We start from the raw sequence: 18,307 nt of genomic DNA, 5'->3' as shown, positions 1-18,307 counted from the left end.
TGACCCTGTCGCGAACAAGCGGCTTGCCGCAGGTTTACTTGAATTTACGGTTTGCTGGGGATCAGCACCATTTGCGCAGGCACATGGCGAATGATCTGGCGTTCCAGTTTCAGATCGAACGCAGGGTCGAGTTTTTTCACCCGTTTGCTGATCAGTGTGGACAGCCATGGAAAGTCCGCCGTGCGCGGAACCTGCAGGCTGACAGCGCACTGGTAATTGACGATGTCTTGCGCAATCAAGTCCAGTTGATGGCGAAGTTTGGCAATATCGTCGATGTTAAGCGTAACGGTCGTGCTCTCTGCTGCGGGGTCGATAACCTTGGCCGCAGGTCTGGCTTCGGCAGCCTTTAGCGCGGCCTCGGCCTTGTCCAGCTCAGCTTTGCGCGCATGGGCAATGGCGCTGTTGACGCCACCGGTCAGCGCCGGAGCTGTAGGCATCAAGGATCGGGCGCGGCTCAGTGCTGTGGCAGCAGCGTTGACATCACCTTTTTGCAGAACGATCTGGCTGCGTTGCAAGTAGGCTTCAGCCAGCTGGCGCTGGTACTGCACCAACTGCGGGTCATCCGGCGTTTGCGCCTGCAAGGCGGCCAGTTGATCTTCAGCGGTAGCGAGTTCACTGCTGGCCAGGTTTTGCTCCAGCTGTGCGATGGCCGCAGCGCGCGCATCCGGGACAGGCGTGTCGCCGGAAGGTGTGCTTTGGCAGGCGCCCAGCAGCAAGGAAAATGCGGCCAGGAGCAAGTAACGGGAGTTAAACAGCTTCATTCCTGCGGCTCTCTAAGTGCGCAAAAAACGAGCAAGTCTACACCCCTCGACGGGGCAGAACAAAACTCAGCAGAAACAGTGCCGCGGCACACACCACAATTGATGGTCCCGCCGGCGTGTCTTTGAACCATGAAAGTGCCAGGCCACCACACACTGCCAGCATTCCCAGCAAGCTGGCACCCAGGGCCATCTGCTCGGGAGAGCGGGCATGGCGTTGGGCTGCTGCTGCCGGGATGATCAGCAAGGACGTGATCAACAACACGCCGACAATCTTCATTGCTACGGCAATAACAATCGCGATCAACAGCATCAGCGTCATGCGCAGCGCTGCTACCGGCAAGCCTTCAACGGTTGCCAACTCTTCATGTACGGTAATCGCCAGCAGCGGCCGCCACAGTGCCACCAACAATGCCAAAACTACAGCGCTACCGCCCATGATCCACATCAAATCGTTCGGGCTGATTGCCAGCAGATCACCAAACAAATAAGCCATCAGGTCGATTCGCACTTCATGCATGAAGCTTAGTACGACCAGCCCGAGGGACAAGGTACTGGGTGCAAGTATTCCGAGCAATGTGTCGGAAGCCAATGGCTGGCGCTGTTGCAAGGTGACCAACAAGACTGCCAGTAACAGGCAGCCAACCGTCACGGCGATGGTCGGGCTGACATCGAGCAGAAACCCCATCGCCACCCCGAGCAAGGCGGCATGGGACAGCGTGTCACCGAAATAGGCCATTCGTCGCCACACGACAAACGAACCCAGGGGCCCCGCGACTATTGCCAAAGCCAGACCTGCCAGCAGGGCGTAAAACAGAAAATCAGCCATGCTTGCAGCCTTCTCCATGAATGTGTGCGGGCGCCGCGGTGGCGTCTTCGCTGACCACCGAACCATGCAAGTCATGGGCGTGGTCATGATGGTGGTGATAAATCGCCAGGCTCTGTGCGTTTTTGCCGAACAGTTCAACGAACGCCGGGTCATTGCTGACTTGTTCCGGGTGACCCGAGCAACAGACGTGGCGATTGAGGCAGACCACCTGATCGGTGGTGCTCATGACCAGGTGCAAATCGTGGGACACCATCAGCACGCCGCAGCCGTGGCGGTCGCGCAGGCGGGTAATCAAGCTGTACAGCTCGGCCTGGCCGGCTACGTCTACGCCCTGCACCGGCTCGTCAAGAACCAGCAACTCAGGCTTGCGCAGCAGAGCGCGGGCCAGTAGTACGCGCTGCATTTCACCGCCGGAAACACTTTGCACGGGGCTGTCGATGACTTTCTCGGCGCCCACTTCTTTCAGCGCGGCGAGAGCCTGGGGTCTGTCCACGCCCGGCACCAGGCGCAAAAAGCGCAATACCGAGAGCGGCAGTGTCGGATCGACGTGCAGTTTTTGCGGCATGTAGCCGACCCGCAGCCTGGGTTTGCGCCATACGCTGCCATGGGTGGGCTTTAGCAGTCCGAGCACGGCTTTGACCAGCGTGGTTTTACCGGCGCCGTTGGGGCCTATGAGGGTAACGATCTGGCCCGGCTCGACACTCAGCTCGATATTGTCGAGCACGTCTTGCCCGGCGAAGGTCACAGTGACCTGGTCCAAACGTATCAGTGCAGCGCTCATCAGGCCTCCCGGCAACCCGAACACAAACCGACCACTTCGACGGTCTGGCCTTCCACAGTAAAGCCGACATCCAGCGCGCTATTGATGATTGCGTTGCTGATGCTCTTTTGCTCAAGCTCGATGGCGGCATGGCAGTTGCGGCAGATCAGAAACTGGCCCTGATGCGCGTGCTCGGGGTGGCTGCAACCAATAAAGGCATTGAGTGAGGAAATGCGATGCACCAGACCGTTATCGAGCAGGAAGTCCAGCGCCCGATATACGGTCGGTGGTGCTGCGCGGCGACCGTCTTGCTCGCTGAGCACTGCCAGAATGTCATAAGCGCCCAGCGGCTTGTGGCTTTGCCATACCAGCTCAAGCACCCGGCGGCGCAGGGCAGTCAGGCGCAAACCCTTTTGCGCACACAAGATGTCCGCTTCGCTAAGCGCGCTGTGGACACAGTGGGAGTGGTCATGGGGACGACTGGCTAGCGGTGTAATAGGCATGGGCGGCGACGATTTTTGAGAGAGACGTTATTATGTTACCTGTTTCAACCACCATGAGTGCTCATCGTGCCCCGTCTTTTTTCTATTTTTCTTGCTCTAAGTGCCAGTTTTGCCGTGATTGGCCCGGCTCGCGCCGAGGTCAACGTGTTGACCAGCATCAAGCCCTTGCAGCTGATTGCGGCTGCTGTGCAGGACGGCGTAGGTCATCCCGAGGTGCTTTTGCCGCCTAATGCTTCGCCCCATAACTATGCACTGCGCCCTTCCGACGTACGGCGCGTGCAGTCGGCTGATCTTCTGTACTGGATTGGCCCTGACATGGAAGGTTTCATGCCGCGGGTGATCAAAACCCGTACCTTGCCATCGGTTGCCATTCAAACCCTGCCAGCGCTAAAACTTCGTCATTTCGCCGAAGATAGCCAGTCCCATGAAGAAGATGCCGCCGAACACGACCACGATCACCGTCCTGGTACGCTGGATGCGCACCTGTGGCTGGACCCGGCGAACGCCCGTGTGATCGCGGCTAAAATGGCGGCTGACCTGAGTCAGAAAGACCCTGCCAACGCGGCCAGATACCAAGCTAACCTCACGGCTTTCAATCAGCGTCTGGACGCTCTGGATGTGCGTCTCAAAGCACGCTTGGCCGGGATTTCCGACAAGCCGTTCTTTGTGTTCCACGAAGGCTACGATTATTTCGAAAGCGCTTACGGCCTCAAGCATGCAGGCGTTTTCAGCGTGGCTTCGGAAGTACAACCGGGTGCCCAGCACGTCGCAACCATGCGCAAGCGTCTGCAGGAAGTAGGCAAGACGTGCGTGTTCAGTGACCCGCCTTTGCGCCCGCGTCTGGCTGACACGCTGACGGCCGGTTTACCGGTCAAGCTGGCTGAACTGGATGCGTTGGGTGGCTATACCCCGGCGACGGCGCAGGGGTACGAGCAACTGCTGGAAAAATTGGGCAATGACCTGGCGGGTTGCCTGGAAGGTTTGTAACGCCCCAGACAAAGAACCTGTAGGAGCGAGCTTGCTCGCGAGCTATTCAATTACACACACAGCTCGCGAGCAAGCTCGCTCCTACCTTACAGCGCGAAAGGCAGATGTATTGTCACTGCCTGGCGCAATGCCAAACGGCGTTCGAACTCGCCCGGATCGTGAATCAGTACGTCCTGTCCGGCAAAAGTGTGGGCTGCGATCAGGCGTGACAGCCAGAAACGCACGCACGCCACGCGCAACATCGTCGGCCACAGCTGAGCTTCGCTCGCAGTAAACGGGCGCAGAGCGGCATAAGCGCCAAGCAATGCACGGGCCCGTGGCTCGTCAATCTTTCCGTCTTCGTCAGCGCACCAGTCATTCAGGGCAATCGCAACGTCGTACAGCATTGGGCCAGAGCATGCGTTGTAAAAGTCGATCAGGCCGGTCAGATGCGTGCCTTCAAACATTGCGTTGTCACGAAACAGGTCGCCGTGCAGGTTGGCCCGCGGCAATGCGAGGATCTGCTCTTTATGCGCGCTGATTTCATCCAGTGCCTTTTGCAGCAATTGTGCCGATTCGGGTGACAGGTCGGCCATCAATGCCGGTCCTTCTGCCAGCATCCAGTCCAGGCCACGGTCTGTCTTGCGCTCCAGCACGTTGTCACGTGTGGCCACATGCAAATGGCCGAGCAATTCGCCGACTTGTGCACAATGCTGGGCATTGGCTTCACGAATGTGCTTGCCCGCCAGGCGCGGTTGCAGCAGCGCCGGCTTGCCCTTGAGTTCACGCAGGGCCTGGCCGTCGACGGTGCGCAATGCGAAAGGCACCGGCAGATCAGCAGTGTGCAGCACGTCCAGCAGCTCGATAAAGAACGGCATCTCTTTGATCGGACCACGTTCAACCAGGGTCAGGACATATTCGCCCTGCTCCAGGCTGATGAAGTAATTGGTGTTTTCGCTGCCAGCGGCAATCCCCTGGAAATCGAGCAGGCGGCCAAGCCCGTAAGGCGCAAGAAAAGTTTCCAACTCGGTGCGAGTCAGGGGCGTGAATACAGACATGGTTTAAAACTGCCAGTACGGGCGCCGCATGGAGTCGGCGCCGATTAAAGTTAAGACGCTATTTCCATTCGAAGATTTTCCACGATGGAATCAGCATATCCGGCTGGTCGGAACGGATGAAATTGGCATCAGTACCATCAGCGCGCACTAAAAAGTACGGCGGTGCTCCTTTTGGGGTGACCTTGATGGCATACAGAAAACCGTTTTGACGGTATTCCTGGATTGTTTTATCGCCTTCCGTGCGAATGGTTACGTCTGGGTCAGCTGTGACTGCTTCATCGGCTGCGAAGGTTAACAGCGGAGTGAATGCAAACAAGCCGGTCAGCAACAGGCGATTTAGTGTGCGCATGATAACCTTGTCCCTTTGTCGTCATTGGTCCGGACATTCTAGCGCCGGACTCGCCGAAAAGGTTGATCCTGCTCATGAGCCAAGCTCCCCTCGTCCTGGTGGACGGTTCTTCATATCTGTACCGCGCCTTTCATGCGCTGCCGCCGCTGACTACGTCCAAGGGGTTGCCGACAGGTGCCGTGAAGGGCGTATTGAACATGCTTAAAAGCCTGCGAAAACAGTACCCGGACAGTCCGTTTGCGGTGGTTTTCGATGCCAAGGGCGGGACATTTCGCGATGAGATGTTCGCCGAATACAAGGCTAACCGTCCAAGCATGCCCGACGACATGCGGGTCCAGATCGAGCCCTTGCACGCCAGCGTTATCGCGCTTGGCTTCCCTTTGCTGTGTGTGGAAGGTGTTGAGGCCGACGATGTAATCGGCACCCTGGCCCGCAGCAGCGCTGCCGCAGACCGTCCGGTAGTTATTTCGACGGGCGACAAGGACATGGCGCAATTGGTCGACGGTCACATCACTCTGGTCAATACCATGACTGGCAGCGTGATGGACATCGAGGGCGTGAAAGAAAAATTTGGCGTCTCGCCCGAGCAGATCATTGATTACCTGGCTCTGATGGGCGATTCGTCCGATAACATTCCGGGCGTCCCGGGGATTGGTCCGAAGACCGCGTCCGGCTTGCTGGTCGGTGTCGGCGGCGGTCTGGTCGATTTGTACGAAAAGCTCGATATCGTGCCGACCTTACCGATCCGCGGGGCTAAAAATCTGCCGGCCAAGCTTGAAGAGCACCGGGAAATGGCATTTTTGTCGTACCGGCTCGCCACGATCAAAATTGATGTTCCACTGGATATCGGCCTCGAAGACTTGCATCTCAAACAGCCAGACTGCGAAAAGCTGATTGAGCTGTACACCGAGCTGGAATTCAAAAGCTGGATTGCCGAGGTTGAGCGTGAAGCCAAGCGTGCCGGCCAGGTAATTGTTCATGAAGAGCCTGCGCCGCCTGCCGAAGAACAGCAGTACGAAACCATCCTTGATCAGGCGCGCTTCGACGTATGGCTGAAAAAGCTTAACGACGCCAGGCTGATAGCTTTCGATACTGAAACCACGGGCCTGGACGCGCAGCAGGCGCAATTGGTGGGGCTGTCGTTTGCAGTCAAGCCGGGCGAAGCGGCCTACATCCCGCTGACCCACTCCTACATGGGCGTGCCTGAGCAACTGGATCGCGACACAGTACTGCGAGCCCTCAAGCCGTTGCTCGAAGACCCCGCCAAAGCCAAGGTGGGCCAGCACGCCAAGTTCGACATGAACATCCTGGCCAACTGCGCCATCGGCGGTGATCAGGCATGCGGGATCATGGTGCAGGGCGTCGCCTTTGACACCATGCTCGAATCCTATGTGCTCGACTCCACGGCGACGCGCCACGATATGGACAGCCTTGCCCTCAAATATCTGGGCCATGGCACTACCAGCTTCCAGGACATTGCCGGCAAGGGTGTCAAGCAGCTGACCTTTGACCAGATCTCGCTGGAGCAGGCCGGGCCGTATGCGGCTGAAGATGCTGACGTGACCCTGCGGTTGCACCATGTGCTGCACGAGAAGCTGGCGGCGATCCCGAGCCTGAACAGCGTTTTGACCGACATTGAGATGCCGCTGGTACCTGTACTGGCGCGCATTGAGCGTCAGGGTGCGCTGGTGGACGCCAACCTGCTGGGTATTCAGAGCGTTGAACTGGGCGACAAGCTGGTCGCGCTTGAGCGTGAGGCTTTCGCCATCGCAGGCGAAGAATTCAACCTTGGGTCCCCTAAGCAATTAGGCGTGATCCTGTACGAAAAGCTCGGGTTGCCGATTATCAGCAAAACCGCCAAGGGTCAGCCTTCGACGGCTGAAGCGGTTCTGGCTGAATTGGCCGAGCAGGACTTCCCTTTGCCCAAGGTACTGATGCAGTACCGCTCAATGAGCAAGCTGAAAAGCACCTACACTGATCGCCTGCCTGAGCAGATCAATCCTCGTACCGGTCGGATTCATACGTCTTACCACCAGGCAGTCACGGCGACCGGACGCTTGTCGTCCAGTGATCCAAACCTGCAGAACATTCCGATCCGTACCGCCGAAGGCCGTCGGATTCGTCAAGCGTTTGTGGCGCCAAAAAGCTACAAACTGCTGGCGGCGGACTACTCGCAAATCGAGCTGCGGATCATGGCCCATCTGGCCAAGGACGAAGGCTTGCTGCACGCCTTCCGCAACGACCTGGACGTTCACAGTGCTACTGCAGCCGAGGTATTCGGTGTCGAACTGAACGATGTCACTACCGATCAGCGTCGTAGCGCCAAAGCGATCAACTTCGGTCTGATCTATGGCATGAGTGCTTTCGGTCTGGCCAAGCAGATTGGTGTTGATCGCAAACAGTCCCAGGCTTACATCGACCGCTATTTCGCGCGCTACCCGGGTGTTCTGGATTACATGGAACGCACCCGTACCCAGGCCGCCGAGCAAGGCTATGTCGAGACCATTTTTGGCCGTCGCCTGTATTTGCCGGACATCAATGCGAAAAACCCGGCGCTGCGCAAAGGCGCAGAGCGGACGGCGATTAACGCCCCGATGCAGGGCACTGCTGCGGATATCATCAAGAAAGCCATGGTGGCTGTGGATAACTGGCTGACGGCTTCTGGTCTGGATGCGCGCGTCATTTTGCAGGTACACGATGAATTGGTACTTGAGGTGCGTGAAGACCTGGTGGAAGAAGTGCGCGAACAGGTCCGTAGCCACATGAGCGAAGCCGCGAAGCTCGATGTGCCGCTGGTGGTGGAAGTGGGTGTGGGCAACAACTGGGATGAGGCGCACTAAGGGCTGAAGATGGCGGTATGGGGTTTTTGGCTCAGCCAAAGCCCCGTTTATTGCAAATGGTTTTTAGCCATCTGGAACTTAACAGTCATTCACCACTCAGATTTACTGAATGGGTGGTGAAGCCCTTCAATGCTCCTGATGTTGTGTTAAGTGTTGGCAGATATCTGGATCGCGCCCTAGCGGTCCAGTACTTGAACCCCGAACTTCTTCCCCCAATACGAAGTCCGGGGTTTTTTTTGCCTGCAATTCCTTATTCGGCGCTCTCGATTGCTTCTTCGCCTTTGTTCGGTAGTTCCATCCAGCGTGCCAGCACGGTGTAGGCTTCTTCCAGGCCCATGCGTTTAGGGGTGGAGAACAGCTGGATGGTCACAGCATCGCCCCATTGCTTGCGGATATCAGCCTGAATTTTGAGCAGGGTATTTTTCGCAGCGCCGTACGTCAGTTTGTCGGCTTTGGTCAGCAAAATGTGCATCGGCATGCCGCTCGAAACCGTCCAGTCGAGCATCAACAGGTCGAAATCGGTCATTGGATGACGGATATCCATCATCAAAATCACACCCTTGAGGCTTTCGCGGCTGCCGAAATAGGCTTCCAGGTGACGCTGCCAGTGCAGTTTCAGCGGGATAGGAACCTTGGCATAACCATAACCCGGCAGGTCGACCAGGCGACGCTCTTCGTCCAGCTGGAAGAAGTTCAGCAACTGAGTGCGTCCTGGGGTTTTCGAGGTGCGCGCCAGGCTAGCGTGGGTCAAGGTGTTGAGTGCGCTGGACTTGCCGGCGTTGGAGCGCCCGGCGAACGCGACTTCATAGCCTTCGTCGTCGGGGCATTGATCAACTTTGGCTGCGCTGAGCATGAAGGTGGCCTGTTGGCACAGACCGAGAATGGGGTTCTTGAGTTGCATGGGATTTCCGATGTGAGCGGCGTCAGGAATGGACGCGGCGAGCGTGTCGTTTCCGTTTCAGTGGCGCCAGTATATAATGCCGCAGATTTTGTGTGCGCTTTGTCCCAGCGTAGGATAAAGAATACGGGAGCGGTAAACCCAGGTTGCGCAGTAGAACGCAGCAGGCTCCCAACCCTGAAAAGGTCGTTTTATGACGAAATGGCTGCTAGCTGCCGGTATCTTGATGCCACTTTAACAGCACTCAGGCTACACAGGATCCGGAAGCCGTGTACAACCGCGTTTGTATTGTCTGCCAGCTGGTCAACTGCCCGCAGCACCGACATCCGGTGATCGGGAAGCCTGAAGGCCAAGGGCAAGATATGGAAGCGCCGGTGCAGCACGTGACCCAGGGTTTCAAGGCGATGCCGCCGCGTGGTTTGTGCATGGACTGCAGTGTCGAGGATTACCGGTCACCCACCCTGTGGATGAACGAGTAAGCCCGGCCCATAACTCTTTAACCCTTAGCCGTAGTTGGATTAGCTGATGAACAAATTACTCGTGAGTCTGCTGTTGACCTTGGGCGTCGCCGGTACTGCCCAGGCCGCAGCCACCGCCCTTGTCGGCGATGCTGCTGCAGGTCAGGCAAAAACCGCTGTATGTGGCGCTTGTCACGGTCCGGACGGCAATAGCATGGCGCCAAATTTCCCGAAGCTGGCCGGGCAAGGTGATCGCTACCTGCTCAAGCAACTGCACGAAATCAAGGACGGCAAGCGCCAGGTACTGGAGATGACTGGCTTGCTGACCAACCTGAACGATCAGGATCTCGCGGATATCGCGGCTTACTACTCCAGCCAGAAAAACTCGGTGGGTGCTGCTGACCCGGCACTGGTTGCCCGTGGCGAAGCCCTGTTCCGCGGTGGCGACCTGCAAAAAGGCATGCCTGCGTGCACCGGTTGCCACTCGCCTGACGGCCAGGGTAATGCCGCTGCCGGCTTCCCGCATTTGGGTGGCCAGCACGCCAGCTATATCGAGAAACAACTGACCGACTTCCGTGAAGGCGAGCGTACCAACGACGGTGACTCGATGATCATGCGCGGTATTGCTGCGAAGCTGAGCAACAAGGATATCAAGGCGCTGGCCAGCTACATTCAGGGTCTGCACTAAGGGTCGATTACGCCCGGGTGCAAGCCTTTGGCCGTGTTAACGATCGTTTAATCCTTGACTGTGAACCTTAAAGGGCAGCTTCGGCTGCCCTTTTTCGTGGCATCTGCCGCTACACTACCGAACTCAAGCCAGAACGGACCTGTCTGAATACAGGTCCGTTGAAGCGACCTTATTTGCCCAGGAGTAAAGCATGCGTAATCTGATTCTCAGCGCCGCTCTCGTCAGTGCCAGTCTGTTTGGCATGACCGCTCAAGCTGCCGAACCGCTTGAAGCGGGTAAACAATATGTAGAGCTGAGCAGCGCCGTTCCGGTTGCAGTGCCAGGCAAGATCGAAGTGGTAGAGCTGTTCTGGTACGGCTGCCCGCATTGCTACGCGTTTGAGCCAACCATCAACCCATGGGTTGAAAAACTTCCAGCCGACGTTAATTTCGTGCGTATCCCCGCCATGTTTGGCGGAATCTGGGACGTTCACGGCCAATTGTTCCTGACTCTCGAAGCCATGGGTGTTGAAAACAAGGTCCATAAAGCGGTTTTTGAAACCATTCACAAGGCTTCCCAGGGCGACAAGTCAGGAAACCTGCTGAAAACCCCTGATGAAATGGCTGAGTTCCTGGCGGCTCAAGGCGTCGACAAAGACAAGTTCCTGAGCACCTACAACTCCTTCGCCGTTGCCGGTGCGGTCAAGAACGCCAAGGATAAAGCCAAGGCTTATCAGATCTCCGGCGTACCGACCATGGTGGTTGATGGCAAGTACCGCTTCGACCTCGGCACTGCCGGTGGCCCTGAGCAAGCCTTGCAAGTGGCCGATCAGCTGATTGCCAAAGAGCGGGCAGCCAAGTAAACGGCGCCTCTATCGTGAGGGGCTGGAAAACAAAGCGAACCGTTGCCCTGCACGAACCGCAGGTCAACGAGGATCATCTGGCTGCCTGCGGGCTGCCGGATGATCGGCGTTTGCGACTGCTCAGTTTTAATATCCAGGTCGGTAACAGTACCCAGAGCTACCGTCATTACCTGACCCGCAGCTGGCAGCATGTACTGCCACACAAAGGGCGGGCCGGTAACCTGGACAAGATAGGCGACTTGTTGAGCGACTTCGATCTGGTCGCTTTGCAGGAAGCTGATGGTGGCAGCCTTCGATCCGGCTACATCAATCAAGTCAAATACCTGGCCCAACAGGGCGAATTCCCCTACTGGTATCAACAACTCAATCGCAATCTGGGTCGCCTGGCCCAGCACAGCAATGGCGTGCTCAGCCGGCTGCGCCCTACGGCGATTGAAGATCATCCCTTGCCCGGCCCTGCGGGTCGTGGCGCAATTTTAGTGCGCTTCGGTACTGGTCCTGATGCACTGGTCGTGGTGGTCATGCACCTGGCGCTGGGGACTAAGGTGCGGACGATGCAACTGGCCTATATTCGCGAGCTGGTCAGCGGTTATCAGCATCAGGTGCTGATGGGCGACATGAACACCAATGCCACTGATCTACTCCAGACTTCGCCCCTGCGTGACCTCGGTTTGCTGGCGCCGCAAATGGAAGCCACCTTCCCCAGCTGGCGTCCGCAGCGTTGTCTTGATCATATTTTGCTCAGTCCCAGCCTTACGCTGGAGCGTGTGCAGGTGCTGGATCAGCCCATCTCTGATCATTTGCCGGTGGCAGTTGAAATCCGCTTGCCGGGGACGGTGGGCGTCGACGCCCTGCCTGTGCTGAGCAGCCCCTCTTCATGAGTGCTGATGACGCCAGTCGCTGGAAAGAAAAGTACCTAAAAAGCATCGAGCGCCAAGACAAACTGGAACGTCGCTGGAATGCCCGGCTCGATTTGCTGCGCCGGGGGCTGGTACGCAGCACTCTGGCGGCAGAAGGCACTGATCGTACCGTCGACCAGTGCATGAAGGAGATGCGCGACGCGCTACGCTCTGACGAGATGGACGCCGCGTTGGCGGCATTGTTGCCGCGTCTCGAAAAGGCCGTACTCGACTCCGAGCAGCGCCGGGAAACCCGCGTTGAGCAAATCAGTACGGCACTCAATACCCTGGTCACCCAGCTGCAAGCGCTGCCGTTGCCGCGCGAAGTCAGCAAGCCGCTGAAGGCATTCGCCAAACAGCTCGACAGCCGTGCAAGCCAGGCCCGCGAGATCCCGCTGTTGCTCGATGAACTGAGCCATTTGCAAGGGCTTGCTCTGGCGCCCCAAAGCCCTGAGTCAGAGTCGACAAAGCCGGGCTTGTTGCAGCGATTGTTCGGTGCTCAGGGGGCAGACCGGGCAGTGCCCGAAGTCACTGCACCGCAAGTCACCCGGGCACAGGCAGCGACACAGCCTGCGCTCGTCAAACCCCCTGCAGCACCTCCACTGCCCTCGTTGCCGCTGGCTGAAAGTGCCCCGCCCGAGCTGGAGCGGCTGCAATCGGTGCCGGTGCCAGTGGCCGATACTGAGGCCTCGTCGCTGCACCCTCAGGAGGATCACGCACAGCCCCTGCCCGAGCCGGAAGTTCCAGTGCCTGAAGAGTCGCAGGAGCATGTGTCCGCCGGGGCACTGGAGTCTGTTGTCGCCCTTGTGGATGCAGAAAACAGCCTGCCCGAAGTCCTGGTTGATTCCTTACCCCCTGAAAGTGATGACTTTACCGGGCCACCTGAGTCTTCCGAGCCTGGCCAGGCAGAGCCCCTTGCGGTCTATGCCCTGCCTGAAAGTCCCGAGCCATCCTACAGCTCGGTCGCGGTGCATATTGAATCCACCCTGCTTGGGTTGCTGAGCGACCTTTCATTGCCGGAGTATCATCGCCCGCAAGCAGAGGCGATGCGCATTCGTCTTGAAAAAGGGCTCAACTGGTACGAACTGCTGCCCATCCTCGATGATCTTGCCGTTCTGATGCTGGCTGTCGCTGACAGTGATCAGCATGAGTTCGAGGCGTATCTCAAGCAGCTCAACGAGCGGTTGGAGTTGTTCCAGAACAACCTTCAGGCGGCGAGCGAGGGGCACACCGAAGGTCGATCTGCTGCCGCTGACTTGCACAGTCAATTGCGCGAACACGTCGACGGGTTGCAAAACAGTGTTCACGACGCGGTCGATCTGCGCAGCCTCAAGCACATACTGGAAAACCGCCTGGAAGGCCTGCTGGGTACGCTTGACCAACACCAGCAGCAGCGCGATGCACGGGAGCAAGAGGTCGCAGCGCACCTGCAAGGCCTGGCCGAGCGGGTTGTACAAATGGAACAGCAAGCCCAGGGCTATCGCGAGCACCTTGAAGAGCAGCGCCAGAAAGCCCTGATTGACCCTCTCACCGGTTTGCCCAACCGGGCGGCCTGGGGCGAGCGACTTGGACTTGAAGTCAGACGCTGGCAAACAGAAGCAAGTCCGTTGTTGATCGCCATGCTCGACCTTGATCATTTCAAGCGCATCAATGATGGTTATGGTCATCTGGCGGGCGATAAAGTGCTGAAGATTATTGCCACTCAGCTATGCAAGCACCTGCGCCCCGGCGACTTTATCGCCCGCTTTGGCGGTGAGGAGTTTGTGCTGTTGATCCCTGGCGCCACGCTGGCCACGGGTGCGCCATTGCTCGAAAAACTGCGTGCGGCCATTGCAGGCTGTCCGTTTCACTTCAAGGGCGAGCCAGTAACCATCACCGCTTCAATCGGTGTCTCGGCATTCAGGCCGGGTGACCGCAGCGAGCATGTACTCAAGCGTGCAGATGACGCCCTGTATCGGGCCAAGCATAACGGGCGAAATTGCATTGAGGCCGACCTCCAGCCGCAGCCCTGAAGGTTCTGCGAGCGGCTACAGGGTTGCAGGCGGTGGTGAGGTGCAAGAGGTTGCGTTCAGATGCACCCGCAGCCAGTAAGGTATGCTGGCGCATTAATATTTTCCTGTGTTGGCTCCGCCCATGAAATTCTCAGCGCTTCTTATTGTGTTTCTTGCCCTGCTGGCCGGTTGTACCGGCGGCCTTCGCATGGATACCAGCCATCCTTCGGTCAACCACGACAGCCGCGTGCAGTTCGTGGTGCTTCATTACACCTCGACCTCGCTGGAGCGTTCACTGCAGTTGCTCACTAGCGGGCCTGTCAGTAGCCACTATCTGATTGGTGACACCCCGCCAACCATTTACAAGCTGGTGGATGAAAACCAGCGGGCCTGGCACGCCGGTGAGAGCCAATGGAAAGGCCGCACCTGGCTTAACTCCAGCTCCATCGGCATTGAGATCGTCAACAAGGGTTACCGTGATACACCGAACGGGCGGGTCTGGTATCCCTACACCGAAGGGCAGGTCCAGTCGTTGATTGCGCTGCTCAAAGACATCACGACGCGTTACAAAATCGATGCACACAACATTATTGGTCACAGCGACATAGCCCCCCTGCGCAAGCTTGACCCGGGCCCGCTGTTTCCCTGGAAGCGCCTGGCCGATGCAGGCTTCGGTGTCTGGCCAGAGGCTCAGGCCGTAGCCCGCGAGCAGGCTTTGTTTGCCAACGCGCTGCCAAGTATTACCTGGTTTCAGCAGCAGTTAGCGCTATTGGGCTACGAGACACCGCAGACCGGAGAGCTGGACGTTGCTACTCGCCATGTACTGGCGGCCTTCCAGATGCACTTTCGGCCAGCCCTGTTTGATGGCACCCCCGATGCAGAAAGCGCGGCCATCCTGAAAGTACTGAATACACAAACCCAGTAATGACCAGGCAAGCGTTATAACAGGGGCAAGGCCATATAAAACTGGGTGCCCTGACCCGGGCGCGAATAGACGCCGATCCGCCCGCCGTGCAATTGCACGATCTCCTTGCACAGCGCCAACCCAAGGCCGGCGCCGCCCTTTTTGCGCCCTACTTGCACAAAGGGTTCGAAAATCCTTCCTTGCTGGCCGTAGGCAATACCTTCGCCATTGTCTTCGACGCTGATAATCACCCGCTCGCCATGCCGGCGCGCCTGCAGGCGAATTTGACCGCCGCTGGCGGTGTGGCGCAAGGCATTGTCCAGCAGATTATCCAGGACACGTTCGAGCTGGGCCTGGTCGGCATTCAAGCTCGGCAGCGGAGACTGCAACTCGACCAGCAACTCGACACCCTTGGCAGCTGCCCGCGCCGCGAAGCGGGCCCGGGCGTCTTCCAGCATGTCCGGCAGATCGCACGGGGCCAGCGTCAGCTTTTGCATGCCGTTTTGATAGCGGGAAAAGTTCAGCAGGTCATTGATCAGCTGCATCAGGCGCTGCATCTCTTCATTGACGGTGTTGAGCAGGTCGGTTTCACGGGACTGCGGGTCAAATTTGGCACGCTCCAGAAACAAACCGAAGGCCATATGCATACCGGTGACCGGGGTGCGCAACTCGTGGGAGGCGCGTAGCACAAACTCGCTGCGAACCCGTTCAAAGGCCCGTTGCTCCGTGACGTCATGCAGCACCATCACCGCGCCCAGAATCGGCCCTTTGGGCTGGCTGACCGGGGTCAGGCTGTAGGTAAGCAGGCGGTTTTCCCCCTCAATATCGATGCTCAAGTCTTCCGGGGCACGTTCAAGGCTGCCGCCACGCAAGACCGTCAGCAATTGTTGATCGAGTTCGGGGCGCATCAATGCCTCGCCCAGCGGCTGGCTCAGACGGCTTTCGTCCCATCCCAGCTGGCGTTGAGCCACAGGATTCAAATGCTCAAGGCGGCCCTGCTGATCAATCATCAGCAACCCGTCGTCAATGCTGTCGAGCACTGCCTGAAGCCGCTGCTGACCTGCCAGCAGTTCGTCGACATTGGTCGCCTGATGCTGGCGCAGGGCTTCGGCCATGATCCCGAAACGCCGGGTCAGCAGGTTCATCTCAGTGGCCGAAGACAGTGGCAGCACCACCTCGAAGTTGCCTTTACCTATATTGTCGGCGGCTTTGGCCAGCGCCTCGATCGGCGCGCCAAAACGTCGGGCAATGCCGTGGGCGGTAATAAAACCGATGGTCAATACCGCAAGTCCTACAAGCCCCAGTAACCAAGCAATGATCAGTGCCCGGTCACGGGCGGAGGCCTGGGCGGCATAGATGTTGTCGAGTGCCTGGCGGTGCTCGGCAATCAGGCCGTTGCGCAACAGGTTGAAGCGGTTCCTCAGCTCGTTGTCAGTACTCAAGTCAGGCGTGTTGTCATGCGTGGAGTTGAGCGCTTTCAGAAAGCTCTCATAGTCCGAGCGAGCCTGGACAAAGCCGTTGTGCAGATTGTTTTTGCGTTCATGCTCGATGCCCTCGTCGAGCAGATGCTGGTACTCATTGATGGAGGCCTGCAGTGCTTTGGGGTCTTGCCGGGTGCTCAGCATCAGGATCAGCTGGTCACCCAGGCTTTGACGCAGTTTCAGGCCCAGATCGAGGGTGATGAAGTTGTTGCGGATCAGCGCCTCCTGGGTTTGAGCCATTTGCATCACGCTGACGACGCCGAGCAGCAGCCCGAGCAGCGCCACCGTAATCAGTGCAGAAATGCTTAGAAACAGCCGGGTGCGCAGCTTGATCGCAAGTTTCATCGTATACGGCTCACAAGTTGTACTGCTTGCGCTTGCGATAGAGTGTCGAAGCGTCGATACCCAGGGTTTTTGCCGCCTGGTCCAGGGTTTCGCTGGTGGCCAGTACCGCACCGATGTGCGCTTTTTCCAGTTGGTCGAGACTCAGTGCTGAACCAATGCGCGGAGTGTTGGGGGTGGTTTGCTCGGCCATGCCCAAGTGGCTGATTTCAACGACTTCCTGCGGGCAAATAATGCTCGCTCGTTCTACCACGTTGCGCAGTTCCCGGATGTTGCCCGGCCAGCGGTAGTTGGCCAGCGCCAGCCTGGCTTCTTCGCTGAAACCCCGGGCCGGACGGGCGTACTCTTTTACGAAGCGGGCCAGAAAGCGGTCAGCCAGGGTCAGAATGTCTTCACTGCGTTCGCGCAACGGCGGTAAATGCAGGGTGATGACGTTCAGGCGGTACAGCAGGTCTTCGCGAAAACGGCCCTCGCGCACCATGTCTTCAAGATTGAGGTTGGTGGCCGCCAGAATCCGTACATCGGCGCGGCGGGTTACAGGATCGCCAACTCGCTCGTAGGCCTTGTCCTGAATAAAGCGCAGCAGCTTGGGTTGCAATGTCAGGGGGAAATCGCCGATTTCATCCAGAAACAAGGTCCCGCCATCGGCCTGGTTGACTCGGCCCAGAGTGCTTTCACTGGCGCCGGTGAATGCTCCGCGAGTGTGGCCGAACAGCTCGCTTTCCATCAATTCGGCGGTCAGCGACGGGCAGTTAATGGTCACACAGGACTTTTTAGCCCGTTTGCTCCAACCATGAATAGCCTGCGCCAGCTCGCCTTTACCAGTACCGGACTCACCGAGAATCAGGATGTTGGCATCGGTGCCGGCAACCTGGCGCGCGGTTTCCAGCACGGCCATCATGGCCGGACTGTGAGAATCGAGCCCGTCTTTTGGCTTGCGAATCTCACCTTCAAGGGCTTCGAGGCGGGCGGACAACTGGCGTACCTCCAGTTGCTTGGCCGTTGCCAGTCGCAGCTGGTCAGGGCTGCACGGTTTCACCAGATAGTCGGCTGCACCCGCCTGAATGGCGTCCACGGCGGTGTCGACGGCCGAGTGAGCAGTCACTATTACGACCCGCATCCACGGGGCCTGAATGCGCATCTGGGCCAGTACATCCAGGCCATTGTCTTCACCCAGGCGCAAGTCCAGAAAACACAGGTCGAACACTTGCCGCTGCAACAGCGCATCGGCCTGGGCCGCGCTGTTGGCGGTGGCGACGGTGTAACCCTCGTCTTCGAGGCAATAGCGGAATGTGCGCAGGATGGCAGATTCATCGTCGACCAGCAGAATGCGGCCCTGGTGTTCTTTGGCTGACTCCATTTCCTGCCTTCCTTTATGTGTGTTCAGGGTTAGTGTCGGAATAATCGGGCAAGTTGCATGATTTTTTCACGAATGTTTAAGAGGCTAGCAGGGAAGCCATACGCCTGCATTGGCTAACTCGATGATTTTGCTGATTTTTAACCTGTCTTTTGCGCAACGGGGGACTGCTCATTTACCCCGTTTAGTTCGAGGGGGCCGTATCGACCTGTGCAGATCGTGCAGAACGCACGACCTTCTCGGCAGGCATCGTGCAGGATGCGCGCCCGGCAGTCTTTACATATGTCATAACTTATTGATTTATAAAGGTTTTATTTTTTTAAAAAGCTGGCATGCCGCCTGCACTATCCCTAGTAACGAAATTGCACAGCATCAGTCACGACTG

At 57.9% G+C, this 18,307-nt stretch carries 16 protein-coding genes and 1 pseudogene; 8 read left to right on the top strand and 9 right to left on the bottom strand.

The genetic code is table 11. From position 1 onward, the window contains the following. Positions 1 to 44 precede the first annotated feature (44 nt). From ACP7BO_RS19300 to ACP7BO_RS19285, 4 genes are read right to left on the bottom strand one after another with little or no spacing between them, the layout of a single operon-like run. The gene (locus ACP7BO_RS19300) at positions 45 to 761 is read right to left on the bottom strand and encodes a PA5502 family lipoprotein (RefSeq protein ID WP_397455393.1); all 717 of its coding nucleotides are present in this window, start codon (positions 759 to 761) and stop codon (positions 45 to 47) included. 37 nt (positions 762 to 798) lie between these two features. Beyond that, on the bottom strand, positions 799 to 1,587 hold the full coding sequence (gene znuB / locus ACP7BO_RS19295) for a zinc ABC transporter permease subunit ZnuB (RefSeq protein WP_003437694.1): 789 nt from the start codon (positions 1,585 to 1,587) through the stop codon (positions 799 to 801). Beyond that, positions 1,580 to 2,368, bottom strand: a complete 789-nt coding sequence (gene znuC / locus ACP7BO_RS19290; RefSeq protein WP_426212153.1) for a zinc ABC transporter ATP-binding protein ZnuC — start codon at positions 2,366 to 2,368, stop codon at positions 1,580 to 1,582. Before znuC ends, znuB begins: the two co-directional genes overlap by 8 nt. After that, positions 2,368 to 2,850 carry a Fur family transcriptional regulator gene (locus ACP7BO_RS19285; RefSeq protein ID WP_060696461.1) on the bottom strand — a complete coding sequence of 161 codons (483 nt, stop codon included), beginning with the start codon at positions 2,848 to 2,850 and terminating at the stop codon, positions 2,368 to 2,370. Before ACP7BO_RS19285 ends, znuC begins: the two co-directional genes overlap by 1 nt. 66 nt (positions 2,851 to 2,916) lie before the next feature. On the opposite strand from ACP7BO_RS19285, the gene ACP7BO_RS19280 reads away from it, so the two are divergent. Continuing rightward, the gene (locus tag ACP7BO_RS19280) at positions 2,917 to 3,837 is read left to right on the top strand and encodes a zinc ABC transporter substrate-binding protein (protein ID WP_426212150.1); all 921 of its coding nucleotides are present in this window, start codon (positions 2,917 to 2,919) and stop codon (positions 3,835 to 3,837) included. A gap of 86 nt (positions 3,838 to 3,923) precedes the next feature. On the opposite strand, the gene ACP7BO_RS19275 is transcribed toward ACP7BO_RS19280, so the two are convergent. Then, positions 3,924 to 4,874: a homoserine kinase gene (locus ACP7BO_RS19275; RefSeq protein ID WP_060696463.1), complete on the bottom strand. Its 951-nt coding sequence runs from the start codon at positions 4,872 to 4,874 to the stop codon at positions 3,924 to 3,926. Between the two features lie 58 nt (positions 4,875 to 4,932). Next, entirely contained in the window at positions 4,933 to 5,223 is a 291-nt protein-coding gene (locus ACP7BO_RS19270; protein ID WP_003437683.1) for a DUF2782 domain-containing protein, read from the bottom strand. Positions 5,224 to 5,297: 74 nt separating this feature from the next. Here ACP7BO_RS19270 and polA point away from each other — a divergent pair, with 74 nt between their 5' ends. Continuing rightward, positions 5,298 to 8,063, top strand: a complete 2,766-nt coding sequence (gene polA / locus ACP7BO_RS19265; protein WP_426212147.1) for a DNA polymerase I — start codon at positions 5,298 to 5,300, stop codon at positions 8,061 to 8,063. A gap of 250 nt (positions 8,064 to 8,313) precedes the next feature. On the opposite strand, the gene yihA is transcribed toward polA, so the two are convergent. Continuing rightward, the gene (gene yihA, locus ACP7BO_RS19260; protein ID WP_060696465.1) at positions 8,314 to 8,964 is read right to left on the bottom strand and encodes a ribosome biogenesis GTP-binding protein YihA/YsxC; all 651 of its coding nucleotides are present in this window, start codon (positions 8,962 to 8,964) and stop codon (positions 8,314 to 8,316) included. A gap of 190 nt (positions 8,965 to 9,154) precedes the next feature. On the opposite strand from yihA, the pseudogene ACP7BO_RS19255 reads away from it, so the two are divergent. From ACP7BO_RS19255 to ACP7BO_RS19230, 6 genes and pseudogenes are all read left to right on the top strand, one after another. Further along, positions 9,155 to 9,453 (top strand): annotated as a pseudogene (locus ACP7BO_RS19255) (c-type cytochrome). A gap of 33 nt (positions 9,454 to 9,486) precedes the next feature. Beyond that, a complete protein-coding gene (locus ACP7BO_RS19250; protein ID WP_060696466.1) occupies positions 9,487 to 10,107 on the top strand; it encodes a c-type cytochrome in 621 nt (206 codons plus the stop codon). Between the two features lie 190 nt (positions 10,108 to 10,297). Next, a complete protein-coding gene (locus ACP7BO_RS19245) occupies positions 10,298 to 10,948 on the top strand; it encodes a thiol:disulfide interchange protein DsbA/DsbL (RefSeq protein ID WP_073509906.1) in 651 nt (216 codons plus the stop codon). A gap of 47 nt (positions 10,949 to 10,995) precedes the next feature. Then, a complete protein-coding gene (locus ACP7BO_RS19240; RefSeq protein WP_418054955.1) occupies positions 10,996 to 11,829 on the top strand; it encodes an endonuclease/exonuclease/phosphatase family protein in 834 nt (277 codons plus the stop codon). Next, on the top strand, positions 11,826 to 13,859 hold the full coding sequence (locus ACP7BO_RS19235) for a GGDEF domain-containing protein (protein ID WP_426212143.1): 2,034 nt from the start codon (positions 11,826 to 11,828) through the stop codon (positions 13,857 to 13,859). Before ACP7BO_RS19240 ends, ACP7BO_RS19235 begins: the two co-directional genes overlap by 4 nt. Before the next feature lie 121 nt (positions 13,860 to 13,980). Further along, entirely contained in the window at positions 13,981 to 14,763 is a 783-nt protein-coding gene (locus ACP7BO_RS19230) for an N-acetylmuramoyl-L-alanine amidase (protein WP_397455399.1), read from the top strand. A 14-nt stretch (positions 14,764 to 14,777) separates the two neighbouring features. Here the strand turns inward: ACP7BO_RS19230 and ACP7BO_RS19225 are convergent, their stop codons facing one another. Both ACP7BO_RS19225 and algB read right to left on the bottom strand, forming a co-directional pair. Then, the gene (locus ACP7BO_RS19225; protein WP_426212141.1) at positions 14,778 to 16,568 is read right to left on the bottom strand and encodes an ATP-binding protein; all 1,791 of its coding nucleotides are present in this window, start codon (positions 16,566 to 16,568) and stop codon (positions 14,778 to 14,780) included. Between the two features lie 10 nt (positions 16,569 to 16,578). Next, entirely contained in the window at positions 16,579 to 17,925 is a 1,347-nt protein-coding gene (gene algB / locus ACP7BO_RS19220) for a sigma-54-dependent response regulator transcription factor AlgB (protein WP_397455401.1), read from the bottom strand. Positions 17,926 to 18,307: the final 382 nt, after the last annotated feature.

Source organism: Pseudomonas sp. TWR2-1-1 (genome assembly GCF_049897045.1).
Lineage (GTDB): Bacteria > Pseudomonadota > Gammaproteobacteria > Pseudomonadales > Pseudomonadaceae > Aquipseudomonas > Aquipseudomonas versuta.
The sequence above is the reverse complement of the archived record's forward strand: the minus strand, read 5'-3'. Positions and strand labels throughout refer to the sequence as shown.

Excerpts from the sequence above, each read along its gene's own strand:
- ACP7BO_RS19300 (WP_397455393.1), bottom strand. The coding sequence starts at position 761 with ATGAAGCTGTTTAACTCCCGTTACTTGCTCCTGGCCGCATTTTCCTTG.
- znuB (WP_003437694.1), bottom strand. The coding sequence starts at position 1,587 with ATGGCTGATTTTCTGTTTTACGCCCTGCTGGCAGGTCTGGCTTTGGCA.
- znuC (WP_426212153.1), bottom strand. The coding sequence starts at position 2,368 with ATGAGCGCTGCACTGATACGTTTGGACCAGGTCACTGTGACCTTCGCC.
- ACP7BO_RS19285 (WP_060696461.1), bottom strand. The coding sequence starts at position 2,850 with ATGCCTATTACACCGCTAGCCAGTCGTCCCCATGACCACTCCCACTGT.
- ACP7BO_RS19275 (WP_060696463.1), bottom strand. The coding sequence starts at position 4,874 with ATGTCTGTATTCACGCCCCTGACTCGCACCGAGTTGGAAACTTTTCTT.
- ACP7BO_RS19270 (WP_003437683.1), bottom strand. The coding sequence starts at position 5,223 with ATGCGCACACTAAATCGCCTGTTGCTGACCGGCTTGTTTGCATTCACT.
- polA (WP_426212147.1), top strand. The coding sequence starts at position 5,298 with ATGAGCCAAGCTCCCCTCGTCCTGGTGGACGGTTCTTCATATCTGTAC.
- yihA (WP_060696465.1), bottom strand. The coding sequence starts at position 8,964 with ATGCAACTCAAGAACCCCATTCTCGGTCTGTGCCAACAGGCCACCTTC.
- ACP7BO_RS19250 (WP_060696466.1), top strand. The coding sequence starts at position 9,487 with ATGAACAAATTACTCGTGAGTCTGCTGTTGACCTTGGGCGTCGCCGGT.
- ACP7BO_RS19245 (WP_073509906.1), top strand. The coding sequence starts at position 10,298 with ATGCGTAATCTGATTCTCAGCGCCGCTCTCGTCAGTGCCAGTCTGTTT.
- ACP7BO_RS19235 (WP_426212143.1), top strand. The coding sequence starts at position 11,826 with ATGAGTGCTGATGACGCCAGTCGCTGGAAAGAAAAGTACCTAAAAAGC.
- ACP7BO_RS19230 (WP_397455399.1), top strand. The coding sequence starts at position 13,981 with ATGAAATTCTCAGCGCTTCTTATTGTGTTTCTTGCCCTGCTGGCCGGT.
- ACP7BO_RS19225 (WP_426212141.1), bottom strand. The coding sequence starts at position 16,568 with ATGAAACTTGCGATCAAGCTGCGCACCCGGCTGTTTCTAAGCATTTCT.
- algB (WP_397455401.1), bottom strand. The coding sequence starts at position 17,925 with ATGGAGTCAGCCAAAGAACACCAGGGCCGCATTCTGCTGGTCGACGAT.